This window comes from Microbacterium sp. p3-SID336 (assembly GCF_025143365.1).
In the GTDB taxonomy this organism is placed as follows: domain Bacteria; phylum Actinomycetota; class Actinomycetes; order Actinomycetales; family Microbacteriaceae; genus Microbacterium.
Genome location: NZ_JALXPE010000015.1, coordinates 24108 through 41052 on the forward strand (window position 1 = coordinate 24108; position 16945 = coordinate 41052).

The following is a 16945-nucleotide window of genomic DNA, read 5'->3' on the forward strand; positions in this document are numbered from 1 at the left end:
GTGACCACAGCCCTCTACCGCCGCTACCGCCCCGAGACGTTCGGCGAGATGATCGGCCAGTCGCAGGTCACCGATCCGCTCATGACCGCGCTGCGCGGCGACAGGGTGGGTCACGCGTACCTGTTCTCGGGTCCTCGCGGCTGCGGCAAGACGACGTCGGCGCGCATCCTCGCGCGGTGCCTGAACTGCGCGGAGGGGCCCACCGACACCCCGTGCGGCAGCTGCCCGAGCTGCGTCGAGCTGTCGCGCGCCGGCGGCGGGTCGCTCGATGTGGTCGAGATCGACGCTGCGAGCCACAACGGCGTCGACGATGCGCGCGACCTGCGCGAGCGGGCGACCTTCGCGCCGAGTCGCGACCGCTACAAGATCTTCATCCTCGACGAGGCGCACATGGTCACCCCGCAGGGGTTCAACGCGCTGCTGAAGCTGGTCGAAGAGCCGCCGGAGCACGTGAAGTTCATCTTCGCGACCACCGAGCCCGAGAAGGTGCTCGGCACGATCCGATCCCGCACGCATCACTATCCGTTCCGGCTCGTTCCGCCTGCGGCGATGCTCGAGTACGTCGAGAGGCTGTGCGCCGAGGAAGGCGTGGTCGTCGAGCAGGGTGTGCTGCCGCTCGTCGTGCGCGCGGGCGGCGGGAGCCCCCGCGACACGCTGTCTCTGCTCGACCAGCTGATCGCCGGGTCCGATTCGCCGGCCGGTTCGGAGACGGTCACGGTCGGCTACGCCAGGGCGGTGGCGCTGCTCGGCTACACGCACGGTGCGCTGCTGGACGAGATCGTGGATGCGCTCGCCGCGGGCGACGCCGCCGCCGCGTTCCCCGCCATCGACCGGGTGGTGCAGACCGGGCAGGACCCTCGGCGCTTCGTCGACGATCTGCTGGAGCGGCTGCGCGACCTCATCGTGATCGCGGCCGTGGGGTCCGGTGCCTCCGCGGTGCTGCGTGGCATCGCCGAGGACGAGCTCGACCGCATGCGCAGACAGGCCGAGTCCTTCGGCGCGCACCGACTGTCCCGCACGGCCGATGTGGTGAGCGCTGCCCTCGACGACATGTCCGGGGCCACATCGCCCCGGCTGCACCTCGAGCTGATGGTGGCGCGCGTGCTCGCCGAGGCCAGTGCCCCCGCCGCGCCCGGGTCTCCTGTCGGGGGAGCGCCGTCGACAGGTGCCGCGCCCGCCGCGGCCGCAGCGGTGCCGTCTTCCGCCGCGGCGCCGTCCGTCCCGCAGGCCGCGCCCGTGCCGCCCGCACCCGTGATGACGCAGGCCCCCGCCCCCGAAGCTGCGGCGAATGCCTCCGCGGCCGATGCAGCAGTGAACGCGTCTGCCCCGAGCACGGGCGCCGCGAACACGAGCGTCGCGAACGCGGGTGCCCCGAACGCGACTGCCGCGAACACGGAAGCCGCGAGCACACCTGCCGCGAACGCGACCGCCCTGAACGCGGGCGTCGCGGACTCCGGATCCGCGCCCGGGGGAGATGCTCCGACCGCCGCCGCGCCGACGGGCGCACCTGGGGGCACCGGCAAAGCACCGGAGGCCGCTCGACCGGAGGCCGGCACGTCGACGGCGTCCGCGCAGACGGCAGCGCCGGCGACTCCCGCGGCCGCCGCGGGACCGGTGTCCTTCGAGCGCATCCGCGCCGCGTGGCCGGCCGTGCTCACCCGGCTCGAGAGCATCAGCCGCACCTCGTGGCTCCTGGCGACCGCCGTACAGCCGCTGGCGTTCGACGCCGAGACCGAGGTGCTCACCCTGGGCTTCACGAGTCAGCACGACGTGGCCAAGTTCAAGGGCACGACGCCGGGATCGGGGCCGTCGGACCACTTGCGCTCCGCGATCGAGCAGGAGGTCGGCGTACGCGTGAAGTACCTGCCGGCACCGATGCCGCCCGGCGGCGCCCCCCGGCAGCCGGCCGCCTCGGCCGCCCCCGCGTCCGGCGACGCCGCTCCCGCATCGGAGCCTGCGTCAGCGGCGCGATCCCGCCCGCAGGTCCGCGCCGCGTCCTCCGCCCCCGTGACCGAGTGGGCGGTGGCGTCGATCCCGACGTCCGAGGCCCCGGTCGCCGTCGCACCGTCCGCGCCGCTGGCGGTCGACGAAGAGCCGGAGGAGGCCGAGGCGGCGTCCTCGGCGCCCACTCCGCCCGCCGACGGTGCGGTGGATCGCGACGAGCCGCCGCTCCCCGGCGACGACGACGCTCCCGCGTTCGACGACGAGCCGCCGTACGATCCGGCGTACGAGCCCAGCGGGGCGTACGAGCCCCCGCCCGCTCGCCCCGCCGCGCCGCAGACGACAGCCACGCGGCCGATGGCCACGCGTCCGGCCGACCCGCAGTCAGCAGGTCGCCCGGTCCGATCCGCCGCTGCTCCGCCGGTCGTCACCGAGCGCGCCCCCGCCGCCGGGGGAGTCCAGCGCTACGGTGAAGCCGTGATCCGCCAGGTGCTCGGCGCGACATTCCTGCGCGAAGAGCCCTACGAGCCCCCGACGAGGTTCTCCTGATGTATGACGGCATCGTCCAAGAGCTGATCGACGAGTTCGGCCGCCTTCCCGGCATCGGCCCGAAGTCCGCGCAGCGCATCGCGTTCCACATCCTGCAGACGCCGACGTTCGATGTCGCACGTCTTGCGGAGCTTCTCACGGAGATCCGCGTGCGGGTGCGGTTCTGCGAGATCTGCGGCAACGTCGCCGAGCAGGAACGCTGCGCGATCTGCCGCGATCCGCGCCGGAACCAGGCGCTGATCTGCGTGGTGGAGGATGCGAAGGACGTGGCTGCCATCGAGCGCACCCGCGAGTTCCGCGGCCTGTATCACGTGCTCGGTGGCGCGATCAGCCCGATCGCCGGCATCGGCCCGGACGACCTCCGCATCGCTCAGCTGATGACGCGGCTCGCCGACGGCACCGTGCAGGAGGTCATCATCGCCACCAACCCGAACCTCGAGGGCGAGGCCACCGCGAGCTATCTCAGCCGACTCCTCACGACCATGCAGATCACGGTGTCGCGTCTCGCGTCCGGGCTCCCGGTCGGCGGCGACCTCGAGTATGCGGACGAGGTCACTCTCGGCCGTGCCTTCGAGGGTCGGCGCGTGCTGTGACACCGCACTCCGGCTTCTCGCAGCGGGGCTGGCTGCTCTTCGCGGTCATGGCGCTGCTGTGGGGCGTGCCCTATCTGTTCATCAGCGTCGCGGTGGAGTCCATCTCGCCTCCGGCCATCGTCGCGGGCCGAACACTCCTCGCCGCTCTGCTCCTGCTGCCGTTCGCGCTGCGCAGCGGCGCTCTGCGGGCGGCGCTCCGGCACTGGCCCTGGGTCCTGGCGTTCGGCGCGGTCGAGATGGCCGGACCGTTCCTGCTGCTGGGCCACGCGGAGATGACGCTGCCGTCCGGCATGACGGGTCTGCTCGTCGCCACCGTGCCGCTGTTCGCAGCGCTGATCGCCCTCGGCGGCGGCGACCGCGGGGTGCTCCGCCCCGCGCGCGGCATCGGGCTGCTGGTCGGCTTCGTCGGCGTCGCGGTCGTCGTCGCCGGTCCCGGACTGTTCGGCGGGGAGGTGAGCCTGCTGGCGGCGGGGGAGGTGCTGCTGGTCGCGGTGCTGTATGCGATCGCGCCGTTCATCGTGGCCCGCAAGCTCGGGGATGTGCCGTCCCTGGGCACCATCACCCTGTCGCTGCTGATGATCGGCCTGTTCTACCTGCCGATCGGCCTGCTCACCCAGCACGAGGTGCCGACGGTTCCCTCCCTCGCCGCCCTGCTGGCGCTCGCGGTCATCTGCACCGCGCTGGCTTTCCTCGCGTTCTTCGCGCTCATCCGCGAGGTCGGGCCGGTCCGCGCTCCGCTGTTCACCTACGTCAACCCCGTGGTGGCGATCGTGCTGGGGGCGATCGTGCTGGCCGAGCCGCTCACGCCCGGCCTGCTGCTCGGCCTGCCGCTGATCATCGTCGGCTGCTGGTTCGCCGCCACCGGCGGTCGCCTGCGTCCCGTTCCTGCGGAGACCGCCTCGCTCCCTCCTGCGCCCGCGCCGTGAGCGCCGTCGTCACATGCGCGGGCGGGCATACGCGCCGATCGTAGAATGAGCGTGGGCGGATCCGCCCGTCATCCCAGGGAGTGAACGTGGCCCTCATCGTGCAGAAGTACGGCGGCTCCTCCGTCGCCGACGCAGAGAGCATCAAGCGCGTCGCCAAGCGCATCGTCGACACGCGGCGCGCCGGTCACGACGTGGTCGTCGCCGTCAGCGCCATGGGTGACACCACCGACGAGCTGCTCGATCTCGCCAACGAGGTCGCACCGATCCCGGCCCCCCGTGAGCTCGACATGCTGCTCTCCAGCGGTGAGCGCATCTCGATGGCGCTGCTGGCGATGGCGATCCACTCGATGGGCTTCGAGGCGCGCTCCTTCACGGGCAGCCAGGCGGGCATGATCACGGACTCGCAGCACGGTGCCGCCCGGATCGTCGACGTCACGCCGGTGCGCCTGCGTGAAGCCCTCGACGAGGGGGCGATCGTGATCGTCGCCGGGTTCCAGGGGTTCAACCGCGACACCAGGGACATCACGACGCTCGGACGCGGTGGTTCGGACACGACGGCCGTCGCCCTGGCCGCGGCGCTCTCCGCCGACGTGTGCGAGATCTACAGCGATGTCGACGGGATCTTCACCGCCGACCCCCGCGTCATCCCGAAGGCGCAGAAGCTCGACCACGTCTCGAGCGAGGAGATGCTCGAACTCGCCGCCAACGGCGCGAAGGTGCTGTACATCCGCGCCGTCGAGTATGCACGCCGGCACGGCGTCCTGATCCACGCCCGGTCGACGTTCTCGTCGGCCGAGGGCACGTACGTTCTGGGCGAGGGTATGAGGAATCCTCGCGAAGCCGAGGGAGCAGTCATGGAAGAACCGATCGTCGCGGGTGTCGCCACCGACTTCAGCCAGGCCAAGATCACCGTCGCCGGTGTGCCCGATGTGCCGGGCAAGGCCGCCGAGATCTTCAAGATCGTCGCGAAGTCCGGGGCGAACGTCGACATGATCGTGCAGAACGTCTCCGCGACCGGTCGCACCGACATCTCCTTCACGGTCCCGAAGGCCGATGCCGCCGCCGCTCTCAAGGCGCTCGCCGGCGAGCAGACCGAGGTCGGGTTCCAGAACCTCATCCACGACGACCAGATCGGCAAGCTCTCGGTGGTCGGCGCGGGCATGCGCACCCACTCCGGCGTCTCCGCGACGCTGTTCGAGGCGCTGTCCGCCGGCGGCATCAACATCGAGATGATCTCCACCTCCGAGATCCGCATCTCGGTGGTGCTGCGCGACACCGACCTGACGGAGGCGGCGCGCACCGTGCACACGGCCTACGGTCTCGACGGCGACGCCGAGGCGACGGTCCACGCCGGCACCGGCCGCTGATCCTGCCATCCACCGCCGGATTCCCGCCCTCGTGGGGTCGGCGGCGTCATGCTCGCCTCGCGCCTCCGGCGGCGCGATAGACTCGCCGGAACCCTGACACCGGCGACAGGCGCGGCTTCTGCACCCCGACGCCGTGCCCGGAGCCTCGTACGCCGTACCGCACGAAGCCAAGGAACACCATGACCCGCATCTCCGATTCAGGACTCTCCGTCGCCATCGTCGGCGCCACCGGCCAGGTGGGCACCGTGATGCGCGAGATTCTCGCCGAGCGGTCCTTCCCGATCCGTGAGCTGCGGCTGTTCTCGTCCGCACGTTCGGCCGGCACCGCGATCGAGTTCGGCGGCGCGACGATCATCGTCGAGGATGTGGAGACCGCGGATGCCGCCGGCATCGACATCGCCCTGTTCTCGGCCGGTGCGACCGCGAGCCGCGCCTACGCCCCGCGCTTCGCCGAGGCGGGCGCGGTGGTCGTCGACAACTCCAGCGCCTGGCGGATGGACCCCGAGGTGCCCCTCGTGGTCAGCGAGGTCAACCCGCACGCGATCGACGACCGCCCCAAGGGCATCATCGCGAACCCGAACTGCACCACGATGGCGGCGATGCCGGTGCTGAAGGCTCTCGACGCGGAGGCCGGGCTCGAGCGCCTGATCGTCTCGACCTATCAGGCGGTGTCCGGCTCCGGCCTGGCCGGGGCGCAGGAACTGCTCGGTCAGGTGGAGGGTGTGCTCGCCCAGGGCGACACTCTGCGCCTGGTGCACGACGGCTCTGCTCTGGACTTCCCGGAGCCCGAGAAGTACGTCGCCCCGATCGCCTTCGACGTGATCCCGCTCGCGGGGAACCTGGTCGATGACGGCCTGAACGAGACCGACGAGGAGAAGAAGCTCCGCAACGAGAGCCGCAAGATCCTCGAGCTCCCCGACCTGCGGGTGGCGGGCACGTGCGTGCGCGTCCCGGTCTTCACGGGGCACTCGCTCTCCATCAACGTGGAGTTCGTGCGGGAGATCACCCCGGAGCGTGCCCGCGAGGTGCTGAGCACGGCGCCCGGCGTGGTGCTCGACGAGGTCCCGACGCCCCTTCAGGCTGCGGGCAAGGACCCGAGCTTCGTCGGACGGATCCGTGCGGATCAGTCGGCGCCGGACGGCAAGGGGCTCGTGCTGTTCCTCAGCAACGACAACCTCCGCAAGGGTGCTGCCCTGAACGCGGTGCAGATCGCGGAGGTGCTCGCAGAGCGCCTCGCAGCGGTGCGTTGACTCCCCATCCCCTGACGGTGCGCTGACTCCGCATCCTGACGGTGCGCTGACCGCGCATCCCCTGACTGTGCGCTGACCCGTGGCTCCCGCCGAGCTGCGGCGCCGGTCTCGTCCGGTCGACGATCCGCCGCGCGGCCGCCCTCTCGGAGCGGCGACAGCGCTGTGCCTGCATATCGCTTAGCAGCGCTGTCTGGGAGAACCCTGATGGGTAAGATGTTACCTGTCTCTGAGGCTCCGTTCCATCATGTCGGGCAGCACGTTGCTGTGCTCCCCGACGATCGGTCGTCTCGGAGTGCCGCTCACCCGGTCGGGTGCGGTGCATGGCGCTCCTCGTTCCGGACTGACCGGATGAGCCCTGGCGGGAACGTCCGGGCTCGCGAGGGCTTCGAGTCTGGGGATGTCGATGGATCGTGGGTTGGTGTTCGCGCGGAGGCGGTTGTGCCGTGCGCTGATCGGGGCGCTGGCTGCGGCTGCCGTGGTCTCCGGTGCCGTGGTGATGCCCAGTGCTCCCGCGTCGGCGGCGACCGGCGCGCCGGACGGCCGTACGCAGGAGACGGCTGCCGGTTCGTGTTGGGAGATCAAGCAGAACGAGCCGGAGGCGCAGAGCGGCGTCTACTGGCTCGTCACACCGCAGCTCGTGGCCCCGCAGCAGTTCTACTGCGACCAGACCACCGACGGCGGCGGCTGGGTGCTGATCGGCCGCGGCCGAGAGGGATGGAAGCAGGGCTACGACGGCGTCGGCACTGCTGAGAATCTGCGAGAGACCCCCTCGGGCGTCGCGGCCTTCGCTCCTGCGCAGCTTCCGGGCAAGACCGTGGATGGGCTGCTCGGCGGCGGACGCGTCGACGCCCTGCCGGACGGCATCCGCCTGCGTCGTGCCTACAACATCGGCGGCACGCAGTGGCAGGAGGCGCGGTTCAGCCTGGCGAAGCGCGATCGGTGGGTGTGGACGTTCGGCGCCGAGCACGCGGTGAAGAGCTACCGGTTCGAAGACCCCCAGGGCACGGTGACGGGGAGCGGCGGCACGACCCACAAGTTCGGCCCCGACTTCGGCTACCGCAGCGTGAACTTCAGCGAGATCTCGGAGTATGCGGCCAACTCGCTCGCGTTCCGGTTCCGGGCCGGCTGGTCGTACAGCCTCGACTCGGCGGGCAACGCCGACCCCGCGTCCTACCTGTGGTCGCCGGAGGAACAGGGCTTCGCGCGCCCGTTCACGCAGGTGTACCTGCGACCGCAGCTGAAGCGGGACGACCTCGACTTCGGCACGATCGCCCCCACGGGAGCACCGGCGCAGACGCTCACCCCGCTCCCCGAGAACACGGCGATGCGCACCACCTGGGGTGTCTCCGGGCTCGCGAACGGCAGCACGAAGGAGAGCAGCACCGAGGTCGCGCGGTTCGGCCAGGTCGGCGGCACCGTGTTCGTCGGCGGTAACTTCCGCTACGTCCAGCGCACCGAAGCGGGGGACGGGCGCGTCGATCAGCCGTATCTCGCGGGGTTCGCCGTGGACACGGGGGAGTGGGTTTCCACCTTCCGCCCCACTCTCGACGGGCAGGTGAAGGCCATCGCGGGGCTCCCTGACGGGCGGGTCGCCATCGGCGGACAGTTCAGAACGGTGAACGGGGTGCCACAGGCGGGCCTCGCCTTCCTCGACCCGGTCACCGGCCAGTTGTCCGGACCACAGGTCACCGTCGAGCACCGTGCCACCGGCGCCATCCCCTTCGTGCGAGACGTCGACGTGCAGGACGGGTTCCTCTACGTGGCCGGCGCCTTCACCCACCTGCGAGCGACGGGGTCTGCGACCAGCGCGGCCGCGTGGAACGGCGGCCGCATCGATCTGAGCACCAGCCTTCCTGACACGTCCTGGAACGCGCAGCTCAACGGCACCACGATGTCCGTCGACGCCTCTGACCGCGGTGACCGCACCTACTACTCCGGCTACTTCCGGATGAAGGGCGCCACGTTGGCTCTGAGCGCGACCGCGCTGCAGACGGCAACGGGTGCCCCCCTCGTGACACCCGCGTGGACCCCTTCGTTCAGCGCGTACACGCTCGACGACGCCCACCAGCCGACCGGCAACATCTGGCAGAACGCCGTGCACGAAGTCGGAGATCGGGTGTGGCTCGGCGGCTCGCAGCACGCGCTGTTCTCGTACGACCGCAACACGTTCGCCCTGCAGAGCGGCAACATCGCACTGCTCGGCGGCGACTTCCAGACCGTCGAGACGAACGCCGACTCCTCCCTGGTGATCGGCGGATGCCACTGCGGCGACTGGGTGTACGAAGACGCCTACAGCTATGTCTATCCGTACAAGCAGGCCACGCAGGCGGACAAGATCTCCCTCGTCGGCGCCTGGGACGCGAAGACCGGTCGCTACGACTACGAGTGGTCGCCGACCCTGCAGTCCCGGGTGGGGTACGGCGCCTGGGGGACCTTCTTCGACAGCACGGGGGTGCTGTGGGTCGGCGGCGACGTCTCACGCTCTCTTCGCGCCGGCGGCGCGCTGCAGTGGTCGGGCGGCTTCGCCCGCTTCGCGCCGCGCGACTCGACCGCGCCCGGCACTCCCGGTCCGATCTCGGCGACGCCCTCCGGCGACGGCTCGACCTCGACCCTGGCGTGGGGCGCGGTCACCGGGTCGGGAGCGGTCACGTACGAGGTGATGCAGGGCGGTCGGGTGATCGCTTCGACGACCGCGACCACGTACACGGTGCCCGACCCGAGTGAACCGACCGGCTACTTCGTGCGGGCGCGCGACACGGCGGGCAACCGCTCCGCGACCACAGCCGAGTTCGTGCTGCAGCCGCCCGCACCGTCCGAGATGACGCTGATCGCCGACGGCTCGACGTGGACGTGGCGGTATTCCTCGGAGACGCTCCCCGAGAACTGGACGGCGACGACCTTCGACGACACGTCATGGCACAGCGGAAAGGGGTCGTTCGGACGGGGCACGGACGCGGTGACCACCGATATCGATCCGACCGATCTCGACCCGAAGCCGCTCAGCGCCCAGTTCCGCCACACGTTCGACGTGCGCGATGCGCGCAGCGTGGTCGACGGGAAGATCAGCGTCATCGCGAACGATGGCGTGGTGCTCTGGCTGAACGGCACGGAACTGACCCGCGTGCGCATGCCGGATGGGCCGGTGACGCAGGACACCATTGCGACGGGGGCGACCTCGCACCGCAACGCGCTCGCCAACCGCGTGGTGTTCGACGTCCCGCCGGGGCTGCTGGTCGACGGGAAGAACGTGCTGGCCGCATCGGTGCACGCGAACTACCGTGCGACGAGAGACCTGAGCTTCGAGCTCTCGTACACGGCGCGCCGTGCAGTGGCGCTCGAGGCCGTGCGCGATCTGGCGGCGGAGGCGACCCCGCTGGGCGTCACCCTCAGCTGGACGGCGCCGACCGAAGGGGTCGCTCCGGACGCGTACATCGTGACGAGGGGCGGCGCTGAGGTCGCCACAGTGGCGGCTCCCGCGACCTCCTTCACGGACACCGAGCTGACGGCAGCGACCGAGTACGAATACTCGGTCGCCGCGGCCACGGCCGACGGCATGACGTCGGAGCCGGTGAAGGCTCAGGTCACCACCGCCCCCGAGCCGCCCGCAGAACCGGATGCGGATACCGATCCGGACGCCGGCTCCGAGCCGGGCGACGGCGCGGACCCGGGCGACAGCGCGAACCCGGACGACAACGGCACGCCGGGCGACAGCGCGACGCCAGACGACAACGGCGGGCCGGGCGACAGCACGACTCCGGATGCACACCCGGGCGATGAGGGCGACGCCGGGTGCGCGGCGGATGCGGGCGGGATGGACGACGCCGACGGCATGAGCGATGCCGCCGGGGAGCGCGACGCCGGGGTCATCGGCGACGGCGCGACCCCGGGTGACGATACGGACGGCATCCGGGTGGATCCGGGTGCGACGTGGTCGTGGCATTCGTCGCCTCAGCCCTGGGCGGACGACTGGAACGCTCGTGACTTCGACGACTCCTACTGGAGCACCGGCACGGCGCCCTTCGGGCGGGGTGTCCCCGACGCCGCGACCGACATGACGCTGCCGGACGCACCGCAGCAGCCGCTGAGCGCCCAGTTCCGGCACGCGTTCACGGTCGACGATCCACGTGGGCTCGAGGACGGTACGGTCGCCGTCACCGCGGACGACGGGGTGGCGGTGTTCCTCAACGGCGTCGAGCTCGGTCGGGCGAACCTGCCGGAGGGGCCATTGACGCAGAACAGCAGCGCCACCGCGGCGCCGTGTTCCGGCACTGCCGAGTCTGAGTCCGTGACGTTCCGTGTGCCGGCCGATCTGCTCCGGAAGGGAAAGAACGTCCTGGCCGTCTCGGTGCACGCCCACGACCGCGAGACGCCCGACCTGAGCTTCGACCTGTCGCTCTCCGTGCCGCGGGGCTGATCCGGCTTCACGCGTCCGCACGCCCGCTTCCTGAGGCCCCGGGAGGCGGGCGTGCGGCATGCCGCCGAGGAGGGCCCCACGGAACGAACAGCCCCAGGCCACGCCCTAGACTGGTGGGGTGACTGAAAACGTCGATGTCGTCCTGATCGGCGGTGGCATCATGAGCGCCACCCTGGGTACTCTGCTGCACGAGCTGCAGCCGGAGTGGAAGATCGTCGCCTTCGAGCGACTGTCGGACGTCGCGCAGGAGAGCTCCAACCCGTGGAACAACGCCGGCACGGGGCATGCAGCCCTGTGCGAGCTGAACTACATGCCGCAGCAGGGCGACGCTCCGCTGGACCCGGCGAAGGCCGTCTCCATCAACGAGCAGTTCCAGCAGAGCAGGCAGTTCTGGTCCTCGCTGGTCGAGAAGGGCGTGCTGGACGCGCCGTCGACGTTCATCAACGCCACACCGCACATGACGTTCGTGCGCGGTGAGAAGGATGTCGCCTATCTCAAGAACCGCTACGAGGTGCTCAAGGAGCAGCCGCTGTTCTCCGGGATCGAGTACAGCGAGGACTCCCGGGTCATCAACACGTGGGCCCCGCTGCTGATGCAGAAGCGCCGCAAGGGTGAGCCGTTCGCGGCGACGCGCGTTCCCGCGGGAACGGACGTGGACTTCGGCGCGCTGACGCACCAGCTCTTCGGTCACCTGCGGAAGTCGGGCGTCTCCGTGCGGACGAACCACGAGGTCAAGTCGCTCAAGCGCCAGAAGGACGGCACGTGGCTGATCAGGTACCGCACCACGGTGGGCCGGACGCCGAACGAGATCAAGGCCAAGTTCGTCTTCGTGGGTGCGGGAGGCTGGGCCCTCAAGCTGCTGCAGCGCTCCGGCATCCCCGAGATCAAGGGCTATGGCGTCTTCCCGATCGGCGGACAGTTCCTCAAGACCACGAACCCGAAGATCGTCGCGCAGCACAAGGCGAAGGTGTACTCGCAGGCGTCCGTGGGCGCCCCGCCGATGTCGGTCCCCCACCTCGACACCCGCGTGGTCGACGGCGAGGCCTCGTTGATGTTCGGGCCCTTCGCGACCTTCAGCCCGAAGTTCCTCAAGAACGGCTCGATGCTCGACATCGTCACTCAGGTGCGGGCGCACAACCTGTGGCCGATGCTGCGGGTGGCCTTCGCGAATCCTGACCTCATCACGTACCTCGTCAGCGAGCTGATGAAGAACCACCGCAAGAAGGTCGACAGTCTGCGCACCTTCATGCCGACCGCGAAGGACGAGGACTGGACGCTCATCAACGCCGGTCAGCGCGCGCAGGTGATGAAGAAGGACCCGAAGAAGGGCGGCGTGCTGCAGTTCGGCACCGAGGTCGTCGCTTCAGGCGATGGGTCGATCGCGGGCCTGCTCGGCGCCTCGCCCGGCGCCTCCACCGCCGTCCCGATCATGCTCGATCTGCTGAAGAAGTGCTTCCCGGACGAGTTCCCCACGTGGGAGCCGCAGCTGCGCGAGCTGATCCCGACGTTCGGCAAGAAGCTCAACGCCGATGCCGAGCTGGCGGAGGAGTCCACGACGGCGACTGCCGCCGCCCTCGGCATCAACGCCTGAGACCGGACCGTGGCGAAGCTCTACTTCCGCTACGGCGCGATGAACTCGGGCAAGTCGACCGCCCTGCTGCAGGCCGCCTACAACTACGAGGAGCGGGGGCAGCACGTGCTGCTCGCGAAGCCGGAGATCGACACCAAGGGGGCCTCCGAGATCGAGAGCCGCCTCGGCGTCACGCGCGAGGTGGACTTCCTGATCGGCGCAGAGGACGACGCTCGTGCGCTGTTCGCGGCCCAGCGCGATCGGATGCGTCGCGCTCCGGAGGAGGAGCTCCTGCCGACCGCTCCCGTCGATGTCGCCTGCCTCCTCATCGACGAGGCGCAGTTCCTGACCCCGGCGCAGATCGACGACCTCTTCCGGATCGCGGTCGAGGATGGCATCCCCGTGATGGCGTACGGCATCCGCAACGACTTCCGCACGCATGCCTTCCCGGGGTCCGCTCGGCTGCTCGCGATCGCACACTCGCTGGAAGAGCTGAAGACCATCTGCCGGTGCGGACGCAAGGCCGTGTTCAACGGTCGGGTGGTCGGCGGCCGTTTCGTGTTCGACGGAGACCAGGTCGCGATCGACGAGGGAGCGGACGGCTCGGCATCGCCCGAGCTGACGACCTACGAGTCCCTGTGCGGCACGTGCTACCTCCAGGAGTCCGGCGGCCGCCTCGGCTGACTCGGGATTTCGACGCCGGCACGAGTGCCCCCGGACCTGCCCCGGCGCGACTGACCCCGGGCCCGACGCCGGCAGATCGGCACCGGCGCAGCTTTTGCGTGGTCTGACCACACGCGCTACTCTGTGGTCAGACCACAGGAGGCGGGATGACGGAGCAGCCGGCGCGTGCATGGCGGACCGTGCTCGAGCACATCGAGAGGGACCTGCTCGACGGTCGCCTCGGTCCCGGTGACCGGCTGCCGTCCGAGCGCGACCTCGCGAGCGACCTCGGCGTCGGACGCTCCAGCGTGCGCGAGGCACTGCGCGTGCTCGAGGTGCTGGGCCTGATCCGCACGGCGACCGGGTCCGGCCCGCAGTCCGGCGCCATCGTGATCGCCACGCCGACCGGCGGCATGTCCGCCCTGCTGCGGCTCCAGGTGGCGGCACAGGGCTTCCCCCTCCATGATGTCGTGCAGACGCGGCTCGTGCTGGAGGACGCGGTGGTCGCCACGCTCACCGGTGCCGCCGAGCGCGACACCGCTGCCGCGCACCGCCTGCTCGACGCCATGGACGCACCGGCGCTCACCCCGGCGGAGTTCCTCGCCCTGGACGCACAGTTGCACCTCGCCCTCGCGGAGGCGAGCGGGAACACCGTCATCGCGGCCATGATGGCGGGGCTCCGCTCCTCGATCGAGTCGTACGTGCTTGCAGGAGCCGCGGCCGTCGCGGACTGGGACGCCATGGCCGTCCGGCTGCGCGCCGAGCATCGGGAGCTGGTGTCCGCCATCGACCGTGCCGATGTCGATGCCGCACGGGCCCTGGTTCACGACCACATCACCGGCTACTACACGTCCGCGGGCCTCACCCGCGTCACCCATCCGCAGAACTGAGAGGCACGCCATGGTCCAGCGCCAGCTCCCCAACCCCGCCGAGCTCCTCGAGCTCATGAAGTTCAAGAAGCCCGAGCTGAACGGCCGCAAGCGCCGCCTCGATGGGGCCCTCACGATCGATGACCTCCGCACGATCGCGAAGCGCCGGACCCCCAAGGCGGCGTTCGACTACACCGACGGCGCCGCCGAGGGCGAGCTGTCGCTGCGTCGCGCGCGCCAGGCCTTCCAGGACGTCGAGTTCCACCCGGGCATCCTGAAGCCCGCGCCCGACGTGGACACCGCCGTGGACATCCTCGGCGGCCCGTCGGAGCTGCCGTTCGGCATCGCGCCCACCGGGTTCACCCGGCTGATGCAGACCGAGGGTGAGGTCGCGGGCGCGGGTGCAGCTGCGGCTGCAGGCATCCCCTTCACGCTCTCCACGCTCGGCACGACCTCCATCGAGGGCGTGAAGGCCGCCAACCCGCACGGTCGCAACTGGTTCCAGCTGTACGTGATGCGCGACCGCGAGATCTCCTACGAGCTCGCGCGCCGCGCGGCCGCCGCCGGGTTCGACACGCTGCAGTTCACGGTCGACACCCCGGTCGCCGGTGCGCGCCTGCGGGACAAGCGCAACGGCTTCAGCATCCCGCCGCAGCTCACGCTCGGCACGATCGTCAACGCGATTCCGCGGCCCTGGTGGTGGTACGACTTCCTCACCACGCCGAAGCTCGAGTTCGCCTCCCTGAGCTCCACCGGAGGCACCGTGGGCGAGCTGCTCGACGCCGCGATGGATCCGACGATCAGCTATGACGATCTGGCGGTGATCCGCGACATCTGGCCCGGCAAGATCGTGATCAAGGGCGTGCAGAACGTGGAGGACTCGGTGCGGCTGCGCGACGCCGGCGTGGATGGCATCGTGCTCTCGAACCACGGGGGCCGCCAGCTCGACCGTGCGCCGATCCCGTTCCACCTGCTCCCCGACGTCCGGGCCGCGGTGGGGGACGACTTCACCGTCATGATCGACACCGGCATCATGAACGGCGCCGACATCGTCGCGGCCGTCGCGCTCGGCGCCGACTTCACGCTGATCGGACGGGCGTACCTGTACGGTCTGATGGCCGGCGGACGCCAGGGCGTCGACCGCACCATCGCCATCCTGCGCAGCGAGATCGAGCGCACGATGCGGCTGCTCGGCGTCGCATCGCTGGCCGAGCTCGAGCCCGGCCACGTCACGCAGCTCACGCGTCTGGTGCCGGTCGCCCGCGCGGCGTCCGACGTCACCATCCGCTGACGCGAACGGGCATCCGGCGCGGCCCACGCTCCGGATGCCCCGCGGCGCCAGGGTCCCGAACGCGCCTGTGGCGTCAGACCCGGGCGGTGAGAGTGGGAAGCAGCGCGTCGAGCCGGTCGGCGGTGTCCTCCCAACCGTCCACGGCCACGCACGGCACGCCGATCGCGCGCACGGGGTAGTCGTTGCCCCCCTCGTCGAGGCGGTCTCCGTAGAACAGCATCGCGCCGAGGGGGATCCCGGTGTGCGCCGAGAGCTGTCGCATCCCGAAGGCCTTGTCGATGCCCGCGCGGGTGATGTCGATCGACGTCGACCCTCCGGAGCGCACCTCCAGGCCGGGGAGACGCAGGGCCACCGCGTCGCGGAGCGCGCCGCGCTTGGCGCCGGAGGGGTCCCAGGCGTGCTTGGCCTCGCGCGGGGCGCGCTGCCCGAGTGCCGAGAACGTGATCTGCGAGCCGCGATCCTCGAGGATGTCGCCCCACGGCTCCGCCTCCCACAGCCCGAGCCGCACGGCCTCCTCCTGCAGCGCCGTGAGCGCCGCGGCCTTCTCGTCCGCGCTCAGATCGTGGGCGTAGAGCGGCACGAAGTCGGTTCCGTCGTGGCGGAGGTAGCGGGTGCCGCACGTGGGCAGCAGATGCAGCCGTGCGAGCGCGGCGGCATCGGTGTCGGCGAGCTGCGCGATCACCTGCGAACGGAACTGTGCCTCGTTGCCGCCCGAGATGATGGCGACGTCGACCGTGCGCAGCAGGTCACCGAGGAGCGCGGCGATCCGCGGATCGATCGTGCCCTTGGACGGGGCGAGCGTGTCATCGAGGTCGAAGGCGACGAGAGCGGGCGTGGTCATGATGCCTCCAGCCTAGGAGGTCGCAGCCCGGGAGAACGCGGTGCGAGCAGCAGTGTGCACAGGATCGCGAGGGCGACCCCGAACGTGGCGCCGGTGGAGTTGGCGATCACATCCTGGACGGTGGCGGCGCGGTCCAGGAGCACGAACCGCTGGGTGGCCTCGATAGCCACGGACAGGGCCGGTCCGATCAGCAGAGACAGCGGCCAGATGCGGCGGGGGAGGAGCACGAAGGCGAGGATGCCGATCGGCACGAACACGGCGATGTTGGCCAGCACTTCCAGGCGGTCGAACGTCAGGGCGGTCCAGCCGATGCGGTGGACGCCCGTCAGGACCAGGTCGAGCAGATTCGGCACGGAGTCCTCGACGCGCGACGGCGTGAGCGTCAGCAGGGCGAGTCCCGCCAGGAAGGGGATGCCGAGCACGAGAGCCCAGACGCGCGTGAGGCGGCGCGGCGGCGGCAGCAGCCTCCCCATGCGATCCCCTTTCGTGCGTCTTCCTGATACAGAGAAGGCCGCCCGTGGGGGCGGCCTTCTCGTGTCACTGGTCGGGGTGACAGGATTTGAACCTGCGACCTCTTCGTCCCGAACGAAGCGCGCTACCAAGCTGCGCCACACCCCGTTTGCAACCCTCCGAGTCTACAGGGAAATGTCCCCAGCGCCGAATCGAGACGC

Annotated in this window: 12 protein-coding genes and 1 tRNA gene; 10 read left to right on the top strand and 3 right to left on the bottom strand. The window is 70.6% G+C overall.

Translation table 11 applies throughout. From position 1 onward, the window contains the following. The 10 genes from M3C17_RS06175 (at window position 1) to M3C17_RS06220 (ending at window position 15433) form a co-directional block, all read left to right on the top strand. On the top strand, window positions 1–2490 hold the full coding sequence (locus M3C17_RS06175) for a DNA polymerase III subunit gamma and tau (protein ID WP_259976778.1): 2490 nt from the start codon (window positions 1–3) through the stop codon (window positions 2488–2490). Continuing rightward, window positions 2490–3083 carry a recombination mediator RecR gene (gene recR / locus M3C17_RS06180; RefSeq protein ID WP_136032137.1) on the top strand — a complete coding sequence of 198 codons (594 nt, stop codon included), beginning with the start codon at window positions 2490–2492 and terminating at the stop codon, window positions 3081–3083. The genes M3C17_RS06175 and recR overlap by 1 nt, the downstream gene beginning before the upstream one ends. Continuing rightward, a complete protein-coding gene (locus M3C17_RS06185) occupies window positions 3080–4009 on the top strand; it encodes a DMT family transporter (protein ID WP_259976779.1) in 930 nt (309 codons plus the stop codon). Before recR ends, M3C17_RS06185 begins: the two co-directional genes overlap by 4 nt. A gap of 86 nt (window positions 4010–4095) precedes the next feature. Continuing rightward, on the top strand, window positions 4096–5376 hold the full coding sequence (locus tag M3C17_RS06190; RefSeq protein WP_259976780.1) for an aspartate kinase: 1281 nt from the start codon (window positions 4096–4098) through the stop codon (window positions 5374–5376). 179 nt (window positions 5377–5555) lie between these two features. Beyond that, window positions 5556–6626 carry an aspartate-semialdehyde dehydrogenase gene (locus M3C17_RS06195; protein ID WP_259976781.1) on the top strand — a complete coding sequence of 357 codons (1071 nt, stop codon included), beginning with the start codon at window positions 5556–5558 and terminating at the stop codon, window positions 6624–6626. Window positions 6627–7023: 397 nt separating this feature from the next. Beyond that, complete coding sequence (locus M3C17_RS06200) at window positions 7024–11040, top strand: fibrinogen-like YCDxxxxGGGW domain-containing protein (protein ID WP_259976782.1); 4017 nt, start codon at window positions 7024–7026, stop codon at window positions 11038–11040. Window positions 11041–11158: 118 nt separating this feature from the next. Continuing rightward, on the top strand, window positions 11159–12631 hold the full coding sequence (locus M3C17_RS06205; RefSeq protein ID WP_396819757.1) for a malate:quinone oxidoreductase: 1473 nt from the start codon (window positions 11159–11161) through the stop codon (window positions 12629–12631). 9 nt (window positions 12632–12640) lie between these two features. Beyond that, complete coding sequence (locus M3C17_RS06210; RefSeq protein WP_259976783.1) at window positions 12641–13294, top strand: thymidine kinase; 654 nt, start codon at window positions 12641–12643, stop codon at window positions 13292–13294. A 146-nt stretch (window positions 13295–13440) separates the two neighbouring features. Then, window positions 13441–14163, top strand: coding sequence for a FadR/GntR family transcriptional regulator (locus M3C17_RS06215; protein ID WP_259976784.1), 723 nt, complete (start codon window positions 13441–13443; stop codon window positions 14161–14163). A 10-nt stretch (window positions 14164–14173) separates the two neighbouring features. Then, window positions 14174–15433, top strand: coding sequence for an alpha-hydroxy acid oxidase (locus M3C17_RS06220; protein ID WP_259976785.1), 1260 nt, complete (start codon window positions 14174–14176; stop codon window positions 15431–15433). Window positions 15434–15506: 73 nt separating this feature from the next. Here the strand turns inward: M3C17_RS06220 and M3C17_RS06225 are convergent, their stop codons facing one another. The 3 genes from M3C17_RS06225 to M3C17_RS06235 all read right to left on the bottom strand — a co-directional run bounded on the left by M3C17_RS06225 (window position 15507) and on the right by M3C17_RS06235 (window position 16892). Next, the gene (locus M3C17_RS06225; RefSeq protein ID WP_259976786.1) at window positions 15507–16274 is read right to left on the bottom strand and encodes an HAD-IIB family hydrolase; all 768 of its coding nucleotides are present in this window, start codon (window positions 16272–16274) and stop codon (window positions 15507–15509) included. Then, window positions 16271–16747, bottom strand: coding sequence for a VanZ family protein (locus tag M3C17_RS06230; protein ID WP_259976787.1), 477 nt, complete (start codon window positions 16745–16747; stop codon window positions 16271–16273). Before M3C17_RS06230 ends, M3C17_RS06225 begins: the two co-directional genes overlap by 4 nt. 68 nt (window positions 16748–16815) lie before the next feature. Further along, a tRNA-Pro gene (locus tag M3C17_RS06235) sits at window positions 16816–16892 on the bottom strand. Window positions 16893–16945 lie beyond the last annotated feature (53 nt).

Coding starts and splice junctions, on each gene's coding strand:
- recR (WP_136032137.1), top strand. CDS start 2,490: ATGTATGACGGCATCGTCCAAGAGCTGATCGACGAGTTCGGCCGCCTT.
- M3C17_RS06195 (WP_259976781.1), top strand. CDS start 5,556: ATGACCCGCATCTCCGATTCAGGACTCTCCGTCGCCATCGTCGGCGCC.
- M3C17_RS06200 (WP_259976782.1), top strand. CDS start 7,024: ATGTCGATGGATCGTGGGTTGGTGTTCGCGCGGAGGCGGTTGTGCCGT.
- M3C17_RS06215 (WP_259976784.1), top strand. CDS start 13,441: ATGACGGAGCAGCCGGCGCGTGCATGGCGGACCGTGCTCGAGCACATC.
- M3C17_RS06220 (WP_259976785.1), top strand. CDS start 14,174: ATGGTCCAGCGCCAGCTCCCCAACCCCGCCGAGCTCCTCGAGCTCATG.
- M3C17_RS06225 (WP_259976786.1), bottom strand. CDS start 16,274: ATGACCACGCCCGCTCTCGTCGCCTTCGACCTCGATGACACGCTCGCC.
- M3C17_RS06230 (WP_259976787.1), bottom strand. CDS start 16,747: ATGGGGAGGCTGCTGCCGCCGCCGCGCCGCCTCACGCGCGTCTGGGCT.